The sequence below is a fragment of the Nonomuraea turkmeniaca genome, assembly GCF_005889735.1.
GTDB classification, from domain to species: domain Bacteria; phylum Actinomycetota; class Actinomycetes; order Streptosporangiales; family Streptosporangiaceae; genus Nonomuraea; species Nonomuraea turkmeniaca.
Window position 1 is genome coordinate 16,303 of the sequence record NZ_VCKY01000059.1, and the last position, 23,107, is coordinate 39,409.

Here is a 23,107-nt window from a genome sequence, read left to right on the forward strand (position 1 = left end):
ACGGGAGGGAGTCGTTCAAGTCGCCATTTGGTTGACGTCCCAGGTGAAGACCCTGGGACGGAGCGGGCGACCAGCTCGGGCCTGCGCCGGCGGGCAGGCCCGAGGGGATCGCCCCTCGGGCTGCCCGGCCGGTGGCCTCATCCCCCGATCGCGGGCATGCTCTCGGGAGCGGTCTCCGCCGCCGCGTCCGGTCTCGAGGTCGCGAGAAGCTCCACCAGGTGATCCGCGATCGCGGAGATGGTGGGCTGCTGCCACAGCAGGGTCGCGGGGAGGCGGCAGCCGAAGCGCTTCTCCAGGCGCCGCCGGACCATGACGGTCATCACCGAGTCCAGCCCCTGCTCGACAAGGGGGCGCCGGATCGCCAGGTCCTCAGGGGCCAGCCTCATCACGGCCGCGATCTCCGCCCGGACCTCGGGCAGGACGCGCTCGTGCAGGTCCTCGGACGCCAGGCCGGCGAACCACTCCGCGGGCTGCCGGAGATCCTCCTCGGCCGGGGCGGGCGCGTCGATCACCGGATAGCGGAGTCCCGCGAGGTGTCCCACCACCCGGCCGTCCACGTCGGCCAGGAGCGCCCGCACGGTGTCGTCGGCGGTCGGGTCCACGGCCGCGTCGATGATCACCGTTGCGGGCGGCGTGCCGGTCAGCACCACCTCGTCGATGTGCACGACCATGCGCAGCACCGGATCGCCGGGGAACACGCAGGGCGCCACGGACATCGCCGCGTCCAGCGCCGAAGCCCAGCTCCCCGGGTCCTCGGTGCGGACCGTGGCCCGCAGCACGCCGTCTCCGCTCAGCAGCCTCTCAATCGTCCAGTCGAAGCCCGTCGAGGGCACGCCGACGGTGGCCAGCCGCTTGTGCACGAACCCGGGGTCGATCGCGGTGAGAGCGCCGTCGTCCGGCAGCATGTCGGGCTTCACCTGGCCCGGAGCAGCCACGTCCGCGGTGACGTGCACCAGCCAGGCGGGTTCGGGCTCGTCGGGGTCGGCCGGCGTACGGGCCGCCAGCCGTACCGCTGGAGGCTCGTGCACGACCTGGATCTGCCTGCGTTCCGCGGTCATCAGCGGATGCATCATCTCCACGTCGGTGAGCGTGACGTCCTCGTCCTCGACCGCCTGCAGGAACGTGTTGACCAGCACGGCGGCGGGCACGATCTCGACCCCGTTGAGGGCGTGGCTGCCCGGGTAGGGCCGGTTGGCGTCCTCCAAGCCGGTCCGCCACACCCGGGTCCGGCTGCCCGCGAGGCTGGTCCCGGCTCCGAGCAGGGTGTGGGAGTGCACGTCGTGCCCCCGGTTGTCGTCCTCTGTGTAGGACTCGCGCCAGTGGCGGCGGTGCTGCCAGGCGTACGGCGGCAGATCGGCCAGGCCGCCGGACGGCTGCAGCCGGCTCCAGTCCACATCGACGCCGTGACAGTGCGCCGTGCCCACCGCGATGAGGAAGGTCGCCGGCTCCGGCTGGTTCCGGCGCAGTGAGGTGCCGACGAACACGTCCTCGAACCCGCTCTCCGAGAGCGTCTCGGTGAGGGAGTGCGCGACCACGGGGTGGGGGGAGATCTCCAGGAACACGCGGTAGCCGTCCTGCGCCGCGGCCGTCGTCGCCGCGGCCAGCCGCACGGGGTCCCGGAGGTTCGCCGCCCAGTACGCGCTGTCCAGGACGGGCGTCGACCTGGGGTCCGCCAGCGCGGTCGTGTACATGGGGATGCGGGGCGCGCCGAACGAGAGATCGGCGGTGGCGGCGGCCAGTTCGACGGCCAGAGGCTCCATGTGCGGGCTGTGGAAGGCGACGTCCGACGCCACCCGCCGCACCACGATGCCCTCGGCCGGCCACTCGTTCACCACCTCCTCGACCGCGGCGACGTCGCCGGACAACACGGTGGAGCCGGGCGCCGACGAGATCGCCGCCACCAGGTCGGTACGGCCGGCCAGCCTCTCGGCCGCCTCCTCGAAGGACAGGTCGACCATCACCATGGCCCCCTTGCCCTCGGCCTGGCGCAGCAGCCGGGAGCGGCGGCAGATCAGGCGGGCGCCGTCGGCGACGGTCATCGCGCCGGCCGTCACCGCCGCCGCGATCTCGCCGACGGAGTGGCCGATGACGGCCTTCGGGGCGACCCCGTACGCGTTCCAGAGCCTGGCGAGGCCCAGCTGCATCACGAAGATCATGGTTTGCACGCGGTCGATGGTGTCGAGATCGCCCTCGGCGAGGACCTGCCGGGGAGAGAAGCCGATCTCCTCAGCGAAGATCGGCTCCACCTCGTCGACCAGGGACGCGAACTCCGGCACGGCGAGCAGCTCCCGGCCCATCCCGCGCCACTGGCAGCCCTGCCCGGAGAAGACCCAGACCGGCCCGGGACCGAGCTCGGGCAGCACGTCCCCGGTGAGGACGGCCTCGGCCGGCACGTCCTCCGCGAGCCTGCGCAGGTTGGCCGCCAGCTCGTCCCTGTCCGCCCCGATCACGACGGCGCGACGGGCCAGATGGGTGCGCCGGAGCGCCAGCGTGTGCCCCGCCGACGCCAGGTCGAGCCCTTTCCCGAGATGATCGGCGAGCTTGCCCGCGTACTGCCGCAGAGCCTTCTCCGACGCGGCCGACAGCGGGAACAGCCGCTCCCCCGTCCCCTCGCCCTGGGGCGCCTCCTGGGTGGGAGGAGCCTGCTCGAGCACGATGTGCGCGACCGTGCCGCCGTACCCGAAGCTGGAGACGCCCGCCCGGCGGGGGTGGTCGCGCTCCGGCCAGGCCGATCGTTCGGTCACCACGCGCAGGCCCGAGGCCTCCCACGGGATGGCCGGGTTCAGGGTGGTCAGCACGCTCGGGGGGATCTCACCGCGGTCGAGGGCGAGCACCGCCTTGATGACGCCGGCGATGCCGGCGGCGCCTTCGAGGTGGCCGATGTTGGACTTGACCGAGCCGATGAGGCACGGGTCGCCGGGGGACCGCCGCGTGCCGTACACGGAGGAGAGCGCCCCCACTTCGAGCGGGTCGCCCAGCCGCGTCCCGGTGCCGTGCGCCTCGATGTAGTCGACGGTGGACGGCGCGATGCCCGCCTGCCGGCAGGCCCGGGTCATCACGTGTTCCTGGGCCTCCCCGCACGGCGCCATGATGCCGTTGGTGTGCCCGTCCTGGTTCACGGCGCTGCCGATGACGAGCGCGAGGATCCGGTCACCGTCGCGCTGCGCGTCGGACAGCCGCTTGAGCACGATCACGCCGCAACCCTCGCCGCGTCCGTAACCGTCGGCCGACGCGTCGAACGACTTGGACCGCCCGTCGGGGGCCAGGGCTCCGGCGGTGCCGAGCGTGAGGGTCTGGCCCGGGGTGACCAGCAGGTTGACGCCACCGGCGAGGGCCACGTCGCTCTCGCCGAGCCGCAGGCTCTGCGCGGCCAGGTGCAGCGCGACCAGCGACGCCGAGCAGGCGGTGTCGATCGCCATGCTGGGCCCGCGCAGATCCAGGGAGTAGGAGATGCGGTTGGCGACGGCGCAGGTCGCGGCGCCGATCCCGGTCCACGCCTCGATCTGGGGCAGATCCTCCAGCAGACGGCTGCCGTAGTCGGCCGTGCAGACCCCGACGAACACCCCGGCGTCGGTGCCGGCCAGCTCGTGCGGCGGCAGGCCGGTGTTCTCCAGGGCCTCCCACGCGGTCTCCATCAGGATCCGTTGCTGCGGGTCCATGAGCTCGGCCTCGCGGGGCGACAGGCCGAAGAACTCCGCGTCGAAGCCCTCGATGTCGCTCAGGAAGCTGCCCTGGCGCACGGCGTCGCGCAGCGCGGCGGCGTATTCGGGGCTCCGGTTCTCGTACCGGCGCCATCGTTCGGCGGGCAGCGACCGGGTCGTGTTCCGGCCGGTGCACACCAGGTCCCAGAACTCGTCCGGTGAATGGACGTCGCCGGGAAGACGGCATCCGATCCCGACCACCGCCACTGGTTCCACCCGGGCTCCGCGCGGACTATCGACCATCTGGTTCTGTTCCCTTCGATTTCAGGCCCATTGAGGAGTTTCAATGATCTTGATCACGGCGCTTGAGACGGTCACTCCCGGCCCGGTGCCGAGCATCAGCATGTGGTCGCCGGGGACCAGCTGCCCGGTCATGAGCAGGTGGTCGAGGGAAAGGACCTGGTCGCTGGCCCCGCAGTGGCCGATGGTGCGGCCGTAGTCCCAGGTCGAGCGGGACATGGGCAGGTCGAGCACGGCCATGCACCGCTGTTCGACGATCTCTTCGGAGTAGTTCATGAACGCCACCCGGGTGAGATCGCGGGCCTCGATGCCGCTCTCGTCCAGCGCACGCTCGACGACCTCCATGAGCGCCCGCTGGATGTTGAACAACGCCGCGGTGGCCTCGCCCTTGGGCATGACCTGGTGCCGGAACTGCTCGTTCCGGGCCGCGAAGCTCATCCGGCGCCCGACCGTGACACCCGGGGGGAACAAGGGCTCGCTGCCCCGGTGCAGTTCCTCGGCCTCGGCCACCGTCGTCGTGCAGACCGACATCAGGCGCGCGAACCCTCCCTCCTTGGTCAGCACGAGCGCGCTGGCGGCGTCCCCGCCGATGTAGCCGGGGCCCATCCGCCACCGATCCATCAGCGGCGTGCCGTAATTGTCGGAGGCGACCAGCAGGGCGGCCTGCCGGCCGGGAGCGGCGTCCAGGTAGCTGGCCGCGAGTTCCATGGCGATGAACATCCCGTTGCAGCCCTGCCGGATCTCGGTGGCCAGGACGTTCCCGCCGACGAGATGGCGCTGCAGGTAGGAATGTGGCGGCCAGCCGTCCGGTCCCTGGTGCCAAGACGAGGCGTACAGGAGGAGATCCAGGTCGGCCGGTGCCCGCCCGCTGCGCTTGAGCGCGCTCTGCGCCGCGTGCAGGGCCATCTCCGGAGCCGGTAGGTCACCGGCCACCGCCGCCCCTGCCAGGTTGTGCAGCTCGACCTCTTCGGCCGGGTACCAGCCTTTGGCGACGGCCTTCTCGACGCTGACGACGGTCCGAGGGAGGAAGGCTCCCACTCCGCTGATGTACGTGTTCGCCCACTGCATGACTCTGCCCTCGCTCCGGCTAAACGGATTCGAGTTCTCTGACCATCGTCACGATGGTCAGGACGTCCCTGAAGTTCTCGGGGTCGAGCTTCGCGGCGGGGATCGAGACGCCGATGTCCCTCCGGAGGAAGTTCAGCAGCCGCGCCGTCCGCAGGGAGTCCAGGAGACCCGACACGAGGAGCGGGGTCGTCTCGTCGACCTTGATGTCGTCGCCGTCCAGGACGAGGTTCTCCTGGATGAAGTCGACCAGCTTTTGCGTGATCTCGGCAAGCTCGGTCATGCGCGTGCTCCCCTCGTGACGGGAGAGGGAGAGAGGATCCTGAACGCCGCCGCGGCGACGGACGTTCCTGAGCCGAACCCGACCATGAGCAGGTGATCGCCGGCTACGAGCCCGCCGGTCGCGATCAGATGCTCGAAGGCGATGAACTGGTCCACCGCGCCGCAGTGGCCGACGCGCCGCCCGTAGTCCCAGGTCGTCTGATCTTCGTCGATGCCCAGCCAGGACATCTGCCCGTCCAGGTCCTCGCGGCGGCCGTGCGGGAACGCCACCCGCGTGATGTCGGCAATCCCGATCCCGGCCTCGTCCAGGGTCTGTTCGACCTGCTGCATCATCGTTTTCTGGATCGTCAGGTGGATCCCGGTTCCCTGCGCCTTGAGCAGCCGCTGGCGGAATTCCTCGTGCCGGTCGCCGAAGCTCAGCCCCCTGCCGATGGTGGCGTCCGGGGGGAACAGGGGGTAGGCGCCGTCGTTGACCGCGTCGGCCTCCGGGATCACCGTCACGTTCACCGACAGGAGCTCGGCCATGCCGTACTCCTTGCCGAGGATGAGCGCGGCCGCGGCGTCGCCGATCAGCGCCCCGGGGGTCATCCGCCAGCGGTCCACCAGCGGGGTGCCGTGGTTGTCCGAGGAGACGACCATGGCCGTCTCCCGGTCCGCGTCGGCCTGCAGGTAGCTCGCCGCCAGCTCGAGCGAGCTGATCATCCCTACGCAGCCGCTCCGGATCTCGAACGCCGGCACGTTCCCGCCGAGGAGGTGCGTCTGCAGGTAGTGCTGGGGCTGCCAGCCGTTCGGGCCCTGATGCCAGACCGACGGGTAGAGCAGCAGGTCGAGATCGCGCGGGGAGGACTCACCCCAGCGGTCATACGCGTCCAGGACCGCGAGCCGCGCCATCTCGGGCGCGGGCATGTCGCCGGCCACCGCCGCGCCGATCTGCTGGAACGTCTCCACTTCCTCGGCCGGGTACCAGCCCTCACGAACCGCCTGCTCGACGCTCACGCTGTCAGGCACATAGACGCCAAGGCTCCTGACGAACATGTTGGATGTACGCACACGTCCCCTAACTCATCGACGATCCCGGACAACGTCCTTCAGCAGCGGAAGGCGGCTTATCCGATTTATTTCGGGGTCCCGGGATATCAAGTGACCCCCGGCCGGTCAATGAAAACAACGTGAAATTAACCGGCGAGCGGTCAGAGGCAAGGATAGGGGCGACCTTCGGGTGAAGCAATATGATGGCCCGAAATCCGGTCGGCGACATTCCGTGATCGGGACTCGACGGAACGTGTTGAATTCTGGAAATGCGTCTTTCCGCTCCGCGTCGCGGTTTCTCCGAATGTAATGGTCCCAGAATCCGGACGACGGGAGAACGGTGCCGGGCCGTCGCCATTCGGCTCAGGCCCGGCGCACGTCGTCTCAGGCTGCTCTCGTGCAGACGATGTTGTTGACCGAGAACTGGGCGGGAATGGCGTTCGTCCCGGTGACGGTCGCCGAGAAGCCGAAGCTCTGGCTGGAGCCGGGGCCGATGAAGGAGTTATGGCCGGCGTCGCGTGCGCTCACCCGGACGCCGGTCTGGGTGACCGTGGTGTTCCAGGCGCTCGTGATCTGCTGGTTGCCCGACCAGGTCCACGTCGCGGTCCAGCCTTGGATGGGGGTCGTGCCGGTGTTCCTGATGGTCACGCTGCCGGTGAAAGTGCCGCTCCCGGCGGCGGTGGCGTAGGCGACCTCGCAGGACGTGCCCATCTTGAGCCCGGTGCGCAGGAAGGTCGCGAAGTTGGGCCAGGTGGGGTTCAACGTGCCGGTACTGACCGTCTCGGTGCAGTCGGTGGTGGTGCGGACGGTCTGCATACCGTACTGGGCGGGGTCCATGATCTGGGGCATCATGTGATCTGCGCCGGGCACCGAGACGAACGTGGCGTCACCGCACTGGGCCTTGATCCTGTTGTAGAGCAGGACGCTCTGCCCGTGCGGCACCAGGAAGTCGGCCTGGCCGTGCAGGAACAACAGCGGCGGGTCGTTGCTGTCGACGTAGGTCATCGGATTGGCCTGGGCCACCGTGGCCGGGCAGGTCTGGATCGGGCAGCCGACCAGGAGGGATTCCGGGGAGGCGGGAGAGTCGTGGTCCAGCCCGCCGGTCGGCAGGTTCTGCGCGTTCATCTGCAGGAAGTCGGTCGGGCTGTAGAAGGCCAGTCCCACCTGCACGGCGCTGGAGACGCCGGTCGTGCCGACGGTGCCCTCCAGCGCCGCCACGCCGCCGGACAGGGTGGCCATCTCCGTCAGCCAGCCACCCGAGGAGTCACCCATGATCGCGAAGCGATTGGGGTCGAGCTGGTACGTGGCGGCGTTCGCGCGCAGCCAGCGGATGGCCGCCTTGATGTCGTGCACCTGGGCAGGGAAGATCGCTTGAGCGCTGGACCGGACACTGACGCCGGCCACGGCGAAGCCCAGAGGGTTGAAGATGTCCGCGATCGCGTCCGCGCCGGCCTTGCCGTCGTCGCTCGTCCAAGCCGAGCCAGTGTGCCAGATCAGCAGCGGCCGGGGCGTGATGCCGGTGGACGGCAGGTAAAGGTCCAGCATATGCCCCCTGCTGCCGACCGGCTGTGCGGGCGCGTAAGCGATATCAGTAACCACCTGCGTGGCGTGAGCCGGCGGCGCGAACGCTGCTGACACACCGACGGCGGCCAGCACGGTCATCGCCATGCCGACGATCATGGCCGTGCAGATTCGAGCTTGCATGGTGCGACTCCGGTTGGTCGGATGATCGCCGCTTCCCGGTGGCCGTCCGTGTCTCCTCCGGTGCCAGGGCAGCCGCGATCAACACGCCGACCGTAGCGCCTGCGAGAACAACGTCCTGCTCGAGTGTCGCGGCTCACATCGATATGGGCCCGGGAGACGATATGACACGTAAGTGACGATGGTCAAAGTTTTCTTCGTATCGTTCCAACCAAACAGGAAAAGTAGCCTAAATCGCCCTTTATAGACACGAAGCGCGAAGACTGTCTCAGATGATCCATGGCGTGCACAGGCGGTCGGATACGTACCCACGAGGTCTTTAAGGCCGCCCGGTCTGGAATTGACAGCAGCTGGACCTCCCGAAAACAGGTGCCCCCGGAAGTAACACCGACGTTACCGGCGGTAAACATCCGTGAAACATCCGCCGTTCCACGGCAACGCCGATGAAAGTTTCATGCCCTCCCCGCGACTGACGCGAACGTGACAACCTTTTCTGGCGCGTAGTGAGTGATAATGTCCACCGTCATGATCCCCCCAGTCCCAGGAGGACGAATGCGAAAGGTACGCGCTGTTCTCGTCTCGGCCATCATGGTCCTCGGAGTGTCGTTAACGATCGGCGCCACCCCGGCGCACGCCGCGAAGCTGGTCGGCGTCTTCAGGGACTACTCGGAGTGCCAGCGGATCGGCAGTCAGGGCGTCACCAAGGGCTGGTGGGAGGACTATTCATGCGAGTGGGAGAGCCGGTACCGCTACTACTTCCTCTACACGTGACCCCGTGAAGCGCACGCGCCCCCGGCCCTGAGGGGTCGAACCGGGGCGCGTGCGCTCTGGCGCTACGGCCAGGCTTTGTCACTCACAGTGTGCACGTGCACCTGATGAGTTAATTCCTGAAGATCTTCAGGTGTGGGTTTCGCCGATGAACCGTCCACTCGGAGCCGTCCCGGTGGGCGGTCGCGGTGTTCGTGGCGGACACGGCGATCCCTGGACACGGCACTGGACGCGCACTCGGCCGATGCCGCCCGTGCCGCTGGCGCGCAAACCCCGACGACCTCGCCTTCTATGGCCGAGCGCGGGCCTGGGTGACCCTGCCGCAGCTCGATGAGGACATTGGGAACTGGCTCGGGTGGAGCGACGGGGCGTTTGGCCTCATCCCCTGCCGCCAGAAAGATGTACCGATGTTGAGCATTATTGCCCGTCCTCCTAGCCTGAGGGCGACCGTCATCGGAGGGGATCTCGGCATGATGAAAGTCATCGGCGCGGGCCTCCCGCGCACCGGCACCACGTCAATGAAGGCCGCGTTGGAGCGGCTGGGCTTCGCCCCCTGCTACCACATGGTCGAGGTGATGACCCATCCCGACCACGTCGATCGCTGGCTGGAGGCGGTCGCCGGGAAGGTTCAGACTCGTGAGGACTGGGACCGGGTGTTCGAGGGCTACGAGGCGGAGGTGGACTGGCCCGCCAGCCACTACTGGCGGGAGCTGGCCGACGCCTATCCCGAGGGGAAGGTCGTGCTCACCGTACGGGACCCGCACACGTGGTACCCGAGCATCCGGATGCTGCTCTCCGGCGAGAACCGGCCGGACCTGTCGGACGAGATGCCCGAGCAGGTCCGCCTCCTGTTCGCGAGCATGCAGCGAATGCGGCCGGCGCTGGACCAGATAGGGCGCACCCATTTCGGCCCCGACTGGACCTTCGGGGACGACCTGGCCGACGAGGAGCTGGTCGTGGCGGCCTTCAACCGGCACGTGGAGACGGTCGAGCAGACCGTTCCCGCGGAGCGGCTGCTGGTGTTCGACGTACGCGAGGGGTGGGAACCGCTGTGCGCCTTCCTCGGCGTGGACGTCCCCGCCGGCGAGCCGTTCCCGCATCTGAACGACGCCGAGTCCATGCGGCAGGCGTTCGAGCGGATGAGGACGGGCGACATGTCGGCCTTTCCCTTCGGACAGCCTGGCAGCTGATGGGCCGGTAGTCGGTAGCATCGGCCTGCGCGGGAAGTCCGGCCCCGGTGCGGGCAGTGCACTCTGTACTGCTGCACAACGGCAAGGTCCTGCTCATCGCCGGATCGGGCAACGATCCCGCGGCCTTCGAGGCGGGATGGTGGCGGGACCCTGCGACTCGCCGCAGCGAGTTCGAACGGATCAAATCCCTGCACCCGCGGGTACGTTCGTCCTGCTCGATGTCTGCACCACTGGCGAGGACCCTGTCATGCAAGCCATCACCGTCCGACACCGATCCGCCGGCCTGGCTGGGCTTTCCCTGACGGAAGAGCCGTACCCCCATGCCGCCGAGAACGACGTCATCGTACGGGTGCACGCAGCCGGTTTCACCCGCGGAGAGCTCGACTGGCCGGCAACGTGGACCGATCGCGCCGGCCGCGACCGGACGCCGAGTGTGCCCGGGCACGAGATGTCGGGTGTCGTCGCCGAGTTGGGGTACGGAACCACCGGCCTGACCGTCGGCCAGCGGGTGTTCGGGCTGACCGACTGGGCCCGCAACGGTTCGCTGGCCGAGTACGTGGCGGTGGAAGCCCGCAACCTCGCGCCGCTGCCGGCCGACATCGCACACACCGTGGCCGCCGCACTGCCGATCTCCGGCCTGACCGCATGGCAGGGCCTGTTCGACCACGGCCGCCTCACTGCCGGCCAGACGGTCCTGATCCACGGCGCCGTGGGCAGTGTCGGCTCCATCGCGGTGCAGCTCGCCCGCGAGGCAGGAGCCCGGGTGATCGGCACCGGCCGGGCCGCCGCCAGGGACGCGGCACTCGGGCTCGGCGTGGACGCCTTCCTGGACCTGCAGGCCGATTCCCTGGACGATGCCGGCCAGGTCGACGTGGTGTTCGACGTGATCGGCGGCGACGTCCTGGACCGCTCGGCTGCGCTCGTGCGCCCCGGCGGCACGCTCGTCACTATGGTCTCACCGCCCGCGGTCCGGCCCCGGGACGGGCAAGCGATCTTCTTCGTCGTTGAACCCGATCGCGCCCGGCTCGCGGATCTGGCCCGGCGGCTGCGGGACGGACGGCTCCGCGTGAACGTCGGGGCCGTGCGGACGCTCGCCGAGGCGCCCTCCGCGTTCGCCCAGCGCACCCTCGGCAAGACGATCATCCGGGTCACGGAAGGCGAATGACCGCCTTGCAGGCCGGCTCCGCTGCCGGCGACGGTGCAGCGGCTCACGATCGCCACGCGGTCGAAGGCGCGCTCTGCTCGGTCACGGAGTTCAGTCCAGGCACGCGAACTGCCGACCCCTCCGCAGGTCAGCCGGCCCGCGCACTTCGTCGCGGTTCGGTGCTTGGGCGGGGGTCGACCTGTGCCTGAGCAGACCATCACCAAGGCTTGAATCCGCCTCCGGTAGGCATTCCACCTGTCTGGGCAGCGTACTCGAGCAACTCCACTCCGCCTGACCGAGACGCCGCGCCGAGGCGAGCCACTTCCCGCCGTGTCCGGTGGTGTGGCGAGCCGGAGCAGCGCCCTTGGGGCGGAAGCCGGGACGCCTTGCGGCGCCCGTGCGGCGCAAAGGTCCAAGCAGGATAGGAGAGTCGTCATGATCCGAGCACGGTGGGCCGGTGGTTTTCTGGCCGCCACTATGGTGGCCGCGGCCGCCGCTTGCGCCCCCGCGGCAGAGCGCGCGACCGGCATGGTGCCAGTTGCCGGCGAGGTGCCGGTTGCCGCCACGGTTTCGCCGCCACCGTCCGAGACGCTATCGCCTCTGTTGGAACAGGCGCTGCCGAATGTCAAGGGCAAGACGTTCACCTCGGCGATCGCAGACTTCCCGCCCGCTGCGCGTGCGGTGCCGCATCGGCACGGCAAGGCTTTCGTGTACGCCTACGTGCTCGAGGGCACGGTGCGCAGCCAGCTCAGTGGCGAGCCAGTGCGTACGTACCGCCGGGGCGAGAACTGGGTGGAGCCGCCGGGCGCCCACCATGTGCTCACGGAAAACACCAGCCGAACAAAACCGGCGAAACTCCTGGTCATCTTCATTTCCGACACGGGAGACAAGATCAAGGTCGATGATGCGCCCAGGTAGGCCGGCCGGCAGACCTGATCCGCCGGCTGAACCGGCCGTTACAGACCACCGCACCACCTTGTCTTGGCTGACAACAGAAACGACCACAAAGGACAGGAGGAAACCCATGAGCACCGATCATCCGCATCACCTCGAGAACCCCAACGCGACCACGCCGCCGCCGAAGATCGAACTCATCTCGTCGGTGCCATCGCCGCCGCCGATGCCCGACAACGCCGAGGCGATGACGATCCGGGTCACCCTGCCGCCCGGCAGCGAGGGCAACCCACCGCACCGCCACACCGGTCCCACATTCGGATACCTGATCAGAGGCGAGATGCTCTTTGAGCTGGAAGGTGAACCAGAGCGGGTCGTCAAGGCCGGAGAGACGTTCTGGGAACCGGGCGGCGACCTCATCCACTACCAGGACGCCAACAACCTCCCAGACGCCGAAACCGAATTCGTCGTCACGATGTTCGGTGTGGCCGGACAGCCGATGCTCATCCCGGTGAGCGCGGAAGAACTCGAAGAGCGGCGAGACCGCCGGTCACCTCGCCCGTGACCTCCCGGCCGTTCCACCAACCTGCGACGATGCGGCAGCATAGGCGAGGTGGTGCGGAAGGTTCGCCGCTCGATCAGCTCGCACTCCAGCGAGGCGAAGAAGCTCTCATCGCCGGATCAGCCACCGCCCGGCCGGGCGGCCTGGCGGTGGCTGATCCGGCTCAGGGCTGCCCGGTCATCCGGGCAGGACCGCTCCGCTCCAATGCGTGCTGGCCGCGGAGTAGACGGCGAAGAACACCTTGCCCGCGGTGGTGGGCGCGCCGGCCTTCGCCGTCCCGGTGGTGGCAGGAAGCGACGGCGGGATGGAGCCAGGCTGGGTGTCGGGTGAGATGCCGCCGCTGCCGGTGACGATCTTGCTGACGGCGGTCTGGACGCTGTACGGGGTTGCGGCGGCCAGGTTGGCGCCGCCGTCCCCCAGCCAGAACGTCGCGATCTCAGCGGCGGCCGCCTGCGAGGAGGCCAGCGGGTCGGTCGTCACGGCGGCGCTGACGGCCGCGGTCGGCGCGGCCACGAAAAGGGAGGCGAGGAGGCTGACAGCTAATATACCTAACGTTCGATTGACCATACGTATCTCCTGATCGGCATGCAGTCTCTGGCAACAATTCGAACGCACGATCGTCACCAAGCAAGGACGCTACCTGCCGGCCCCCGTTATGATCAATGGCTTTTGCGCGCTCGCTGAGCTTGATCTAAGGGTTGGTGGACTGCTTGGTCTTCGGCTTTCCTGTTAGGAGGATTGGTAGAGGTCGGGGACGCCGTCGGCGTCGGAGTCGGCGCTCTCGGCCGCGTGGATGCGCCGGTAGAGACGCGCGCGCAGCCGCAAGATCACCGAAGCGGAGGACTGCCGCATCGCTGCGGCGATGGTCCTGTCCCTACGGGAGCCCGAGCGGTGCGGGCACCGGATCGAACCCATGAGGCGGCTCATCCAGGAGGATCCTGCGTCTCATCGCGCAGCAGGCCATGATCATCCTGGCCACCGCACCACTTGGTGATGATCTTGCCCCGAGTCCCCTAGCGAGTGGTGGTCGCTCGGCGACGGCTCAGCAGCAGGCCGAGGGCGATCATACCGACGGCCAGGACCAGATGCAGCCAGTTGTCGGCGGCGTTGAGCGGGACGAAGTTGGCCGGGCTGTCGTGCGCGACGAGCATGCCGTAGATCCACAGCAGCAGGTAGACGACACCACCACCGATGAGGAAGGCACGGGCTCCCGACCACGTCCTGGACAAGAGAATGCCGGCGATCCCGAACAGCAGGTGGACGATGTTGTGCAAGATCGACACCTGGAACACGTTCAGCAGCAGCGCGCCGGACTGGTGGCCGGCGAATCCCATCTCGTCGTAATTGGTCGTGACGCCGGGGATGAACCCGAGCACACCGACGAGCACGAACACGGCTCCCACGACGAATGCTGCCAGCTGGACGGGGCTGCGACCGGCGGCAGTACGAGGACTGTCCATGAGAGACCCTCCTCCGTAGATGGATCATCCTTTCTCCTACCCAGGAGGATGGACTCAGTCGTGCCGGCAGGACGGATTGGCCTTCATCGGGGTAATGCGAGCGACATGGCCGCACCAGAGAGGAGACGCCTCTCCCGAGCAGGTCAGGAGGGGGCAGGGGTTTCCCTCAGAAGGTGCTGTTCGAGTACGGCGTCGAGGTGGAGCTCGCGGTAGCCGGCCTCCTCGAAGAGCACCGTCAGCCGGTCCTCGCCTCGCTGGATGACCTGACCGGGGCCCCAGGTCCGGTGTTCCACGCGGGCGTGCACGGGGAACGGACCGCCCTCCTGCGGCCGGTCGGTGGTTCCCGCGCGGCAGGTGTCGCAGTTGCCGCAGGCGGCGGCGAGTTCCTCGCCGAAGTAGCCGAGCAGGAAACGCCGGCGGCAGTCGCCGGTCTCGGCGTAGCGGCGCATCATCTCCAGCCGGGTGCGTTCGATGTCCCTGCGGCGCTCGGCCAGCCCGCGGGCGAGGCCGGCTGCCTCCTGCGGGTCGGGCGCTCCGGGCACGGGGTCGACGCGGCGCGTGCCGAGGCGTACCGCACCGACCCGTTCCAGCAGGTCGAGCAGCGCCGTCAGGCGGCGCGATGACAGTCCGGTACGTTCCCGCAGTCCCTTGCGGTCACTGCCGGGGCCGGACGCCGCGACCGCATCGGCGACCCGTGTCAGCGTCTCGGGGTCGGGCACGCCTCCAGTGAAGTAGCGCTGCAGGGCCAGGTCCTCAGGCCGGTAGAACAGCACCGCCTTGGCCGCCTCGCCGTCCCTGCCCGCCCGGCCGATCTCCTGGTAGTACGAGTCCAGTGACCCTGGGATCTCGGCGTGGAAGACGAAACGCACGTCCGGCTTGTCGATCCCCATGCCGAAGGCGTTGGTGGCGACCACGACATCCAGTTCGCCGGCCATGAACCGGCCGTGCACATCGTCACGCTGGACCCGCCGCAGGCCGGCGTGGTAGGCCGCCGCGCGTGTGCCGGCCTCGGTCAGCAGCTCGCTCAGGCGGCCGGTCTGACTGCGGGAGGCCGTGTAGACGATGCCGGGCATCGGTTCCGCGATGACCGCTGTGACGATCTCGGGGGCGGGATCGTCGAGCATCCGGCGCACCTCGAGCGAGATGTTGGGCCGGTCGAAGCCCTGAACGATCTCCACGTGCTCGCGCATGCCCAGCCGCTCGGCGATCTCCGCCCGCACCGGAGGCGCCGCGGTGGCCGTCAGGGCGGCGATCACCGGGCGGCCCAGCGCCTGGGCCACCGATCCGAGCCGCAGGTAGTCGGGGCGGAAGTCGTGTCCCCACGACGAGATGCAATGGGCCTCATCGACCACCATGAGCGAAGGGGCCGCGGCCGCCAACTCGTGCATGACATCGGGGCGGGCAAGTTGTTCCGGCGCGCAGAAGAAGAACTCCGCCTCGCCCGCCCGCAGCGACTCGAAGGCCGCCGTCCGCTTACCCACGCGAGTTCCGGCGTCCAGACTCACCGCGTCCTCGTCGCGGCTGCGCAGTGCCTCGACCTGGTCGCGCTGCAAGGCGATCAGGGGGGACACCACCAGAGTCGGCCCCCGCAGGAGCAAGGCGGGCACCTGGTAGATCGCCGACTTGCCGCTCCCGGTCGGCATCACCACCAGCGTGTCCCGGCCCTCGGCCAGCGCCGTCATCGCGGCCAGCTGGCCCGGCCGCAGATCGGTCAGGCCAAGAGCCTCCCTGGCCATCCGTTCACACTGCGCACCCGTATCCCGCATCGGGCCCCCGCTGCTCCTTGCCATCCCGAAAGGGTCCTCCTGCCCCACCACCCGTACGGCATGTCATCCGGCCGGCAGGTCGAACGCGGCGAGGGCCCCCATGCCCGCCGGGCCCTGGACGTGACGTCGGTCCGGACCGCTGCCAGGGGTTTTGCGACCGCCGTCGGTGGCGGCCGGCGCGCCGCCCTCGCCGACTGGGTCACGGCCGACCAGACCTCGGGCCGGATCACCGGCACCTGGGGCTACTACATCATGATCAAGAAGCTGGCCAAGATGGCCGAACTGACGGGTCACGCCGACGACGCCGCCCGCTACCAGGCGCTCGCCGGTGACATCAAGAACGCGTTCAACGCCCACTTCTACAACCAGGAACTGCGCCGCTACACCAGCACGGGCAACGCCGGGACCGCCGGCGCGACCCAGACGGCACAGGCGCTGGCGCTCGACGCCGGGCTCGTCCCCGACAACGAACGCCAGGCGGTCCTCGACGCGCTCGTCGAGCTCGTGTACGCCTACCACCCCAACGGCGAGGGCCCGCACTTCAGCGGCGGCACCATCGGCATGGCCCCGACGGTCCGGGCCCTTGCCGACGGCGGCAGGGACGACGTCCTGTGGGACCTTTTGCAAGGCGACGACCAGCCGAGTTACGGGTTCTTCATGCAGTCCACCACCGCCAATCCGGGCGGCATGACCACGATCGGCGAGCAGTGGAACCGCGGGGCCTCGAAGACCACATGATCCTCGCCCAGATAGAGGAGTGGTTCCACACCGGGCTGGCGGGCATCCGCGAGGCCGGCGGCTCCACCGCCTACCGGCGCCTCGTCATTCAGCCCAAGCCGGTCGGCGGCCTCACCTCGGTGCGGGGCAGCTACGAAACGCCGCAGGGCACCGCCCGTTCCGCATGGACCAAGGGCGACGGCTGGTTCAAGCTGACGGTCGAGGCGCCTTCGAACACCGCCGCCGAGGTCTGGGTGCCGGCGAAGGAACGACACCTCGTCGCAGCGCCGCACCGAGCGACGTTCCTCCGGATGGAGGGGAACTATGCCGTGTACACCGTCCCGTCCGGTTCGTTCACCTTCGTAGCGGCCACGGCCCGCTGATTCGCTGGATCCGGTCTTCGTGCGGTGAGACCGTACGGAGACCGGGTCAACGGTCTGCGGGTGGAGCGGTGCTTTCCCGGACCTTGAGGGTGGCGGCCGGTTCGAGGCCGGCCTGTGGCGTCTCCTCCCCACGCAGCAGGCGGATCATGTCCGGGCTTGGCGAGCTTGCTCGGCTGGGCGCCTGGCCCGCCGGGGGTGCCGGGGGCGCAGCCGGCCAGCGCGCCGCCGGTCGCGGCGAGCGCGCCGAGGCCCAGGGCTCCCTTGAGAAATCCACGGCGGTCCATGGGGGGGTTCGGGCATCTCTGACTCCTCGGCATCGATTCACGTGAGGGCTCTGCAACGATGCAGACATCATGCATATTCGTCTGCAACGATGCAAGAGCAGGTATAGGATCTTCCCAGGAACGGGAGTCGGAGGTATAGGAGACGCATGGCCGGTGCAACCCTGCGCGACGTCGCCAAGCGGGCGAACGTGTCGATCCGCACGGTGTCCAACGTGGTCAATGGCTACGCGCCGGTCTCCGACGAGCTGCGTGCCCGGGTCCAGGCGGCGCTGGATGAGCTCGACTACCGCCCCAACCTGATCGCGCGCAACCTCAAACAGGGACGCACCGGGATGATCGCTCTGGTGGTGCCCGAGCTGGACGTCCCGTACTTCGCCGAGCTGGCCCGGGAGGTGATCACCGCAGCGCGCGCGCACGGCTACGTGGTGATGATCGACCAGACCGACGGCGACGGCGAACGCGAGCGCGAGCTACTCGGCCGCGACTCGCGGGCCACCATGTTCGACGGGCTCCTGCTGAGCCCGCTGACCGTGTCCGCCGAGGAGCTGCGGGCCCGGGGCAACCGGGTCCCGATCGTGCTGCTCGGCGAGCACATCTTCAACGGCAGCTTCCACCACGTGGCCATGGACAACGTGGCGGCGGCCCGGGACGCCACCGCCCACCTGCTCGGCCTCGGCCGCCGCCGGGTGGCCGCCATCGGCGACCAGCCGTACGCGACCGGCGAGACGGCGCAACTGCGCACGGCCGGCTACCGGCAGGCGCTGGCGCGGGCAGGCCTGGAGGCGGACGAACGCCTGATCGTGTCCACCCCGCACTTCCACCGGCGGCTCGGCGCCGAGGCCATGGAGTCGCTGCTGGCACTGCCCGAGCCGCCCGACGCCGTGTTCTGCTACAACGACCTGCTGGCTCTCGGCGCGATGCGGGCGCTGACCAGAGCGGGGCGGCGCATCCCCGACGACGTGGCCGTAGTCGGCATCGACGACATCGAGGAGGGCCAGTACAGCACGCCCAGCCTGACCACGGTCGCCCCGGACAAGGGCGAGATCGCGCGCCGGGCGGTGAACACGCTCCTCGAAGCCATCAACGGCACCGCCGCCGCGCCCGCCGAGATCACGGTGCCCCACCGGCTGATCGTCCGGGAGAGCACGGCGGGCGAGGACGCGCCTGCCTAGTAGTACTTGGTTCGTCGGAGGTTTCAGACGCACACCACCGCGGTGTGGGCGTGCCCGCGGCTGCCACCGACTTCCACCTTGACCGCGCTCTTGGCCTTGCGCACGCTGCGGTCGTTTTCCTTGACCGATTTCACCGGCCAGGGCAGCGTGATCTTCACCTCGTCGGCGGTCCTCGACGGGTCGGAGACCGCGAGCCGTACCCGCTTGTGGTCGCGGCGGACCAGCAGCGTGCATGGGCCGTCGGCGGCCAGCGGTCCATCCGCGGTCTCGACGGTCCCCGCGCGCCAGAAGACGGCGGCGACCACGTTGTCGCGGGATATGGCCTGCACCGCTCCGGAGTTGGCGAGGATCTCGACCCGCCCGCCGTAAGCCGCGGTCTGCGCGATGGAGGCGTCGGGCAGCACGGCATAGGCGTAGCGCGCCTTGCGCGGATCGACGCCGTGGTCGATGAGGATCGTGGTGTAGTGCCTGGTGACGGGGGTCTTGTCGCCTCCGGTGGTGGCGCCCTTGTCGATGTCCCGCCAGCGGCCGGTGCGCTTCTTGCGGATCACCTTCGCGTCGGCGCCGTCGAGCAGCGCGTAACCGGCCGCACCGGACAGGTGGACCCAGCCGTCGCCCCGGGTCAGCGGCGGATGCCCGTCGTGGGTGTTGCGGTTCTCCACGATGGTCTCGATGCGGCGGCCATCGGAGGCGGTGATCCCGGCGCCGAGGGCGATCACCGCGTCATCGAGGAGGAACCACGTCTTCTTGGCCCGCAGCGAGGAGCCGTCGGCGATGAGCTTCATGGCCGCCACGCCGTACTCGCCGTCGAGTGCCACGCCGCCCGCCCACGGGGTGGGTGGCAGGCGACGCTTGCCGTGCGGGAAATCGGCGCGCCTGCGGGTGTCGACCGTCGTGCCCGGCAGCCGGTACGGGTCGATCGTGGGCCACAGGTCATCGTTCCAGTGGGTGAGGTCGCCGGTGTAGAGGTAGGTCATGCCGTCGCCGGTGTACCAGCCGCGCAGGTTCTCCCGGTTCATGGCCTCGGCCGCGCCGATGCGCTCCGAGCTCATCGCGATGGCGTACGCCCAGGTGGGACGGCGGTGCACCACCCGGTCCATGTCGGCGAAGACGTACGTGCCCGTCGTGCGCGGGCCGACCGGCACCGACGGGTCCTCCAGCAGGGCCCTGGCCCTCGCGATGCTCGCCAGCGGTGCGAGCGTCTCGTAGGGGATGGCCTGGTTGCGGGTGAGCCAGCCCTTCACCAGCGGTCGCCAGCACCGGGCATGGCGCTCGGGCGCCGCCTCCAGCAAGGACAGGATGGCCTCGACCGCCTTCTGCCCCGAGTGGTAGTCACGGTGGCCCTGCACCGAGATCTGCCGGCCGCGTACGCAGTCCATCATCAGCCCGTCGAAGATGAACGGCACGAACGAGCGATCCACGATGTCGTAGACGTTCCCGATTCCAGTGATCTCCCACGGCGACTCCGCGAGCATGGCGATCAGCTTGGCCACGCTCTCCAGGTAGTCCACGCCGTAGCTGCCGGTGTAGGGGTACACGTCGTGCTGGATGAACGACCCGTCACGGTAGAAGCCGTCGCCTGGGCCCCCGGTCGGCCGCAGCAGGTCGGAGACCGCTTCCCTGGCCCGCTTGATCAGGCGGGCGTCGTGGGTGAGCAATCCGCGCATCGCCACCGACATGGCCTTGCCCGCCCGGTTGGCGCCGGTCTCGACGACGCCGGGGTGGCTGACGCGGCGTTCCGGGTCGGGGCACCAGCGGCGCAGTGGGCGCAGCCAGCGCTCGAGGCGGTCCTTGGGCAGGCCGTCGTACAGCAGGGCGCAGGTGTCGGTCAGCGAGCGGGGGACGCCGATCTCCCACCAGAACCAGTTGCTCCCTCGCCGGTCGAGCCCCTCGTGATAGGCGTGCTCGTACAGGAAGTCCAGCGCCCTGACCGCCGTCTCGGCGACCTGCCTGTCCCGGTACATGGCGGTGCCCGGCGTGGCCCAGCCCAGCGCCAGTGTGCGCATGCGGTTGTAGGCGCGGTTGAAGTTGCCCGTCCGGGGGTCCTCGAGCGGCAGGTCGGGCCATAAGCTCGGGCGATCGGGGGCAGGCTTCAGCTTGCGCAGCACCGCGTTGGCCGAACCTTCGACCGCTTGCGTCTTGTCGGTGTAGGCGGAGTTGTACGACCCGCCGGCCAGCAGGCTCACCCACCGCTCACGCGCGGCGTCGAACGCGGCGGTGCCGACCGCCTCGGCCGGTCTGTCCCACAGGGCGACGCCGGCCACGGCCGCGGCGCCCAGCAGGGCGGACCGCCGACTGAGGGGGTGGGTCATGGAGACCTTTCAGACAATCGGGCAAATATCAGATGAAAAGATCATATAGCCCACCCTGAGTGACGCCGAGTCGGTGACGCCGGCGGCGCTCTCGTCGCTGTTCGGCTTCGCCTCCGAACGGCGCCGGCCGCACTCCACCGCGGTGGAGTGCGGCCGCTCCGAGCCCGACGAGCGCCACCACCCCGCCGGGCATGCTCGAGGTCGACCCCGACCTGCCGGCAGGACTAGACGCGGAGAGGGAGGGCACGGGGGCCGCGTACCTGGCCGGCAGCCCAGGTCACCGCCTCCGGGTCGGCCAGGGTGAAGGCGGGGATGCGCTCCAGCCAGACCTCCAGGGCGATCCGGAGCTCCATACGGGCCAGGTGGGAGCCCACGCAGCGGTGGATGCCGAGGCCGAAGGCGGCGTGCCGGTTCACCTTACGGTCGATGAGCACCTCGTCCGCTCGCTCGAACTGGGCCGGATCGCGGTTGGCGGCCGGGAAGGACAGCAGGACCCAGTCGTCGGCCTTCATGTCCACGCCGTTCCAGCGCATGTCCTGCTTGACCAGGCGAGCCATGGTCACCGGAGCGTAGGCGCGCAGGAACTCCTCTATCGCGGCCGGCAGCAGCCCCGGCTCGGCCACCAGGCGCTCGCGGTCGACCGGGGTCCTGGCCAGGTGCCACAACGACGCCCCGATGGCGCTCCACGTCGTGTCGATGCCCGCGATGAGGAGCAACATCATCGTGCCCACCACGTGCATGGGGTCCAGCTTCTGCCCGTGGAGTTCGGCGTTGACGAGGTACGTCGTCAGATCGTCGCGCGGACGGGCGACGTGCTCATGGATCTGCGCGACGAGGTAGGCCACCAATTCGTCCTGGCGTCCGAGACGTTCCTCGGGTGACTGGTTGATGCTCTCCAGGACGTTCTCGACGAACTCGCGGAACCGCGGGCCGTCCTCGGGCGGGAAGCCGAGCATGTCGGCGATCACCCGCACCGGGATGTGCTGGGCGTAGTCACGAGCGGCGTCCACGACTTCCCGCCCCCGCATCGCGTCGATCAGTTCGTGGCAGTACGCCCGCGTCGCCGCCTCCTGTCCGGCCACCGCCGACTTGGTGAACATCGGCAGCAGCAGCTGCCGGGCGTCGCGATGGAACGGCGGGTCGGAGGTGATGGGCGGGGCGTCGCCTGCCGGAGCCAGGTCGAGTGGCGGTTTGTTGTTGCTGACGATGATCGCCCGGGACGAGAAACGCTCGGTGTCGTACGCGACGGCCGCCACGTCCTCATACCGCGTCGGCAACCACGCGCCGCCGAACCGCTCGGTGTGCGCGATCGGGCAACGCCGCCGCAGCTCGTCCTGGATCGGATAGGGATCGGCGGCCCAGACGGGATCGACATGGGAGAAGTCGGTCGCCCAGTCCGAGACCGGATCGGTCACGACCTCGCTGGCTGTGCCCAGCAACCGGTTCTTACGTGCCTCTCCCACACCTTGCCCGAAGCGGTCGTCCACGGTCATCACGCAGCTCCATCTCTGACGCGGTCCCCAGGCCCCATGCGTGATACGTCCGGAGGCCGCCGCCGGATGTCCCGCTCGTCACCGGGAATGCCCGCCCCGTGGGAACACGGCCCGATGGGCAAGTGCTCCTCATCTTCGCCCGGATCTCGCCTTCACCTTGTTGCCCGCTTGGTCATTCCGGGTTGGGGAGATCGCCGGGTGGGCCGAGCGGGGGGTCGTTGGCCAGGTCGAACGCGGCAGCGAGGATGGTGAGGACCTGGATCATGGCCTGAGGCGCCAACTCGTACTCGCCGCGCCGCCGTTGTGTGATCAGCCTGGCGCTCTGCAGCGCGCGCAGGTGGTGATAGAGCTGGCCGCTGGTGGTCTGCTCGCCGTCTCCGCCCAGGGACTCTTGGAGGTCGGCGCTGGTGCACCGGCCCCGTCGTACGAGCTCGGCGAGCAGCGCCAGCCGCGGCAGGCTGCCAAGGGACTCCAGGATGTCGGCCACCGGCGCCCAATCGGCCGACAACAACTCGGCGAGAGCGTGCTGCCTGTCCCAGAGGCGCTCACCGCCGGCCAACCGTGCGGCTCCGGCGTAGCCCACCGTCCCGAGCTTGTCCTCCTTCTTCGCCTGATGGAGCATGCGGGAGGCGGCCGCGGTGAGGGACGGCGACTCCGGAGGGCGTCGCGATGGGCCAACGGTGTCGACCCGACTCTCCAGGCGGGCGATCCGGCGCTCGAGTTCGGCGAGTCTGTCCTCGCTCATCGTCACTCTCCTACGGTAATCCATAATTACGAAATAGCGTAGAAGACTGGCGCGAGCATGGCAACGTGCTCGTTCAGGGCGGATCTCACATCAAGTCCTCACTGGTCGCGGCATGTCAGTATGACTACTGTCAGTTATGGGCATAACGCTCTCCGTATCATCAGGAGGCTACCTAGCCTGAAATATGCCTATTTCTCGG

Annotated in this window: 20 protein-coding genes; 8 read left to right on the forward strand and 12 right to left on the reverse strand. The window is 69.2% G+C overall.

From position 1 onward, the window contains the following. Nucleotides 1-137: 137 nt before the first annotated feature. From ETD86_RS19085 to ETD86_RS19105, 5 genes are all read right to left on the reverse strand, one after another. On the reverse strand, nucleotides 138-3,917 hold the full coding sequence (locus tag ETD86_RS19085; protein WP_246148000.1) for a type I polyketide synthase: 3,780 nt from the start codon (nucleotides 3,915-3,917) through the stop codon (nucleotides 138-140). 48 nt (nucleotides 3,918-3,965) lie between these two features. After that, nucleotides 3,966-5,009, reverse strand: coding sequence for a ketoacyl-ACP synthase III family protein (locus tag ETD86_RS19090; RefSeq protein WP_138667511.1), 1,044 nt, complete (start codon nucleotides 5,007-5,009; stop codon nucleotides 3,966-3,968). Between the two features lie 19 nt (nucleotides 5,010-5,028). Then, nucleotides 5,029-5,289: an acyl carrier protein gene (locus tag ETD86_RS19095; RefSeq protein WP_138667512.1), complete on the reverse strand. Its 261-nt coding sequence runs from the start codon at nucleotides 5,287-5,289 to the stop codon at nucleotides 5,029-5,031. Then, on the reverse strand, nucleotides 5,286-6,296 hold the full coding sequence (locus ETD86_RS19100) for a ketoacyl-ACP synthase III family protein (protein WP_246148001.1): 1,011 nt from the start codon (nucleotides 6,294-6,296) through the stop codon (nucleotides 5,286-5,288). The genes ETD86_RS19095 and ETD86_RS19100 overlap by 4 nt, the downstream gene beginning before the upstream one ends. Before the next feature lie 405 nt (nucleotides 6,297-6,701). After that, a complete protein-coding gene (locus ETD86_RS19105; RefSeq protein WP_138667513.1) occupies nucleotides 6,702-8,021 on the reverse strand; it encodes a cellulose binding domain-containing protein in 1,320 nt (439 codons plus the stop codon). Nucleotides 8,022-8,570: 549 nt separating this feature from the next. On the opposite strand from ETD86_RS19105, the gene ETD86_RS19110 reads away from it, so the two are divergent. The 5 genes from ETD86_RS19110 (at nucleotide 8,571) to ETD86_RS19130 (ending at nucleotide 12,579) form a co-directional block, all read left to right on the forward strand. Next, nucleotides 8,571-8,789 (forward strand): hypothetical protein, encoded by a 219-nt coding sequence (locus tag ETD86_RS19110; protein WP_138667514.1) that lies wholly within the window; start codon nucleotides 8,571-8,573, stop codon nucleotides 8,787-8,789. A gap of 467 nt (nucleotides 8,790-9,256) precedes the next feature. After that, the gene (locus tag ETD86_RS19115) at nucleotides 9,257-9,976 is read left to right on the forward strand and encodes a sulfotransferase family protein (RefSeq protein WP_246148002.1); all 720 of its coding nucleotides are present in this window, start codon (nucleotides 9,257-9,259) and stop codon (nucleotides 9,974-9,976) included. Nucleotides 9,977-10,223: 247 nt separating this feature from the next. Then, nucleotides 10,224-11,141 (forward strand): NADP-dependent oxidoreductase, encoded by a 918-nt coding sequence (locus ETD86_RS19120; protein ID WP_138667515.1) that lies wholly within the window; start codon nucleotides 10,224-10,226, stop codon nucleotides 11,139-11,141. A gap of 414 nt (nucleotides 11,142-11,555) precedes the next feature. Next, nucleotides 11,556-12,038, forward strand: coding sequence for a cupin domain-containing protein (locus ETD86_RS19125; RefSeq protein ID WP_138667516.1), 483 nt, complete (start codon nucleotides 11,556-11,558; stop codon nucleotides 12,036-12,038). A 106-nt stretch (nucleotides 12,039-12,144) separates the two neighbouring features. Further along, on the forward strand, nucleotides 12,145-12,579 hold the full coding sequence (locus ETD86_RS19130) for a cupin domain-containing protein (RefSeq protein WP_138667517.1): 435 nt from the start codon (nucleotides 12,145-12,147) through the stop codon (nucleotides 12,577-12,579). 174 nt (nucleotides 12,580-12,753) lie between these two features. Here the strand turns inward: ETD86_RS19130 and ETD86_RS19135 are convergent, their stop codons facing one another. The 4 genes from ETD86_RS19135 to ETD86_RS19150 all read right to left on the reverse strand — a co-directional run bounded on the left by ETD86_RS19135 (nucleotide 12,754) and on the right by ETD86_RS19150 (nucleotide 15,772). Next, complete coding sequence (locus ETD86_RS19135) at nucleotides 12,754-13,089, reverse strand: hypothetical protein (RefSeq protein WP_138667518.1); 336 nt, start codon at nucleotides 13,087-13,089, stop codon at nucleotides 12,754-12,756. Between the two features lie 216 nt (nucleotides 13,090-13,305). Next, a complete protein-coding gene (locus tag ETD86_RS19140) occupies nucleotides 13,306-13,491 on the reverse strand; it encodes a hypothetical protein (RefSeq protein WP_138667519.1) in 186 nt (61 codons plus the stop codon). A 98-nt stretch (nucleotides 13,492-13,589) separates the two neighbouring features. Further along, on the reverse strand, nucleotides 13,590-14,036 hold the full coding sequence (locus ETD86_RS19145; protein WP_138667520.1) for a DUF4383 domain-containing protein: 447 nt from the start codon (nucleotides 14,034-14,036) through the stop codon (nucleotides 13,590-13,592). 143 nt (nucleotides 14,037-14,179) lie between these two features. Further along, on the reverse strand, nucleotides 14,180-15,772 hold the full coding sequence (locus ETD86_RS19150; RefSeq protein WP_246148003.1) for a RecQ family ATP-dependent DNA helicase: 1,593 nt from the start codon (nucleotides 15,770-15,772) through the stop codon (nucleotides 14,180-14,182). Nucleotides 15,773-15,862: 90 nt separating this feature from the next. On the opposite strand from ETD86_RS19150, the gene ETD86_RS19155 reads away from it, so the two are divergent. From ETD86_RS19155 to ETD86_RS19165, 3 genes are all read left to right on the forward strand, one after another. Then, a complete protein-coding gene (locus tag ETD86_RS19155; protein ID WP_211370154.1) occupies nucleotides 15,863-16,540 on the forward strand; it encodes an alpha-L-rhamnosidase-related protein in 678 nt (225 codons plus the stop codon). Next, nucleotides 16,537-16,902: an alpha-L-rhamnosidase C-terminal domain-containing protein gene (locus ETD86_RS57040; protein ID WP_211370155.1), complete on the forward strand. Its 366-nt coding sequence runs from the start codon at nucleotides 16,537-16,539 to the stop codon at nucleotides 16,900-16,902. The genes ETD86_RS19155 and ETD86_RS57040 overlap by 4 nt, the downstream gene beginning before the upstream one ends. Nucleotides 16,903-17,332: 430 nt before the next feature. Further along, a complete protein-coding gene (locus ETD86_RS19165; RefSeq protein ID WP_138667523.1) occupies nucleotides 17,333-18,358 on the forward strand; it encodes a LacI family DNA-binding transcriptional regulator in 1,026 nt (341 codons plus the stop codon). 23 nt (nucleotides 18,359-18,381) lie between these two features. Here ETD86_RS19165 and ETD86_RS19170 read toward each other — a convergent pair whose 3' ends face one another. The 3 genes from ETD86_RS19170 to ETD86_RS19180 form a co-directional block, all read right to left on the reverse strand. After that, on the reverse strand, nucleotides 18,382-20,670 hold the full coding sequence (locus tag ETD86_RS19170; protein ID WP_138667524.1) for a polysaccharide lyase 8 family protein: 2,289 nt from the start codon (nucleotides 20,668-20,670) through the stop codon (nucleotides 18,382-18,384). Between the two features lie 224 nt (nucleotides 20,671-20,894). Beyond that, on the reverse strand, nucleotides 20,895-22,163 hold the full coding sequence (locus ETD86_RS19175) for a cytochrome P450 (RefSeq protein WP_138667525.1): 1,269 nt from the start codon (nucleotides 22,161-22,163) through the stop codon (nucleotides 20,895-20,897). A gap of 172 nt (nucleotides 22,164-22,335) precedes the next feature. Then, complete coding sequence (locus tag ETD86_RS19180) at nucleotides 22,336-22,908, reverse strand: ArsR/SmtB family transcription factor (protein WP_170223154.1); 573 nt, start codon at nucleotides 22,906-22,908, stop codon at nucleotides 22,336-22,338. Nucleotides 22,909-23,107 lie beyond the last annotated feature (199 nt).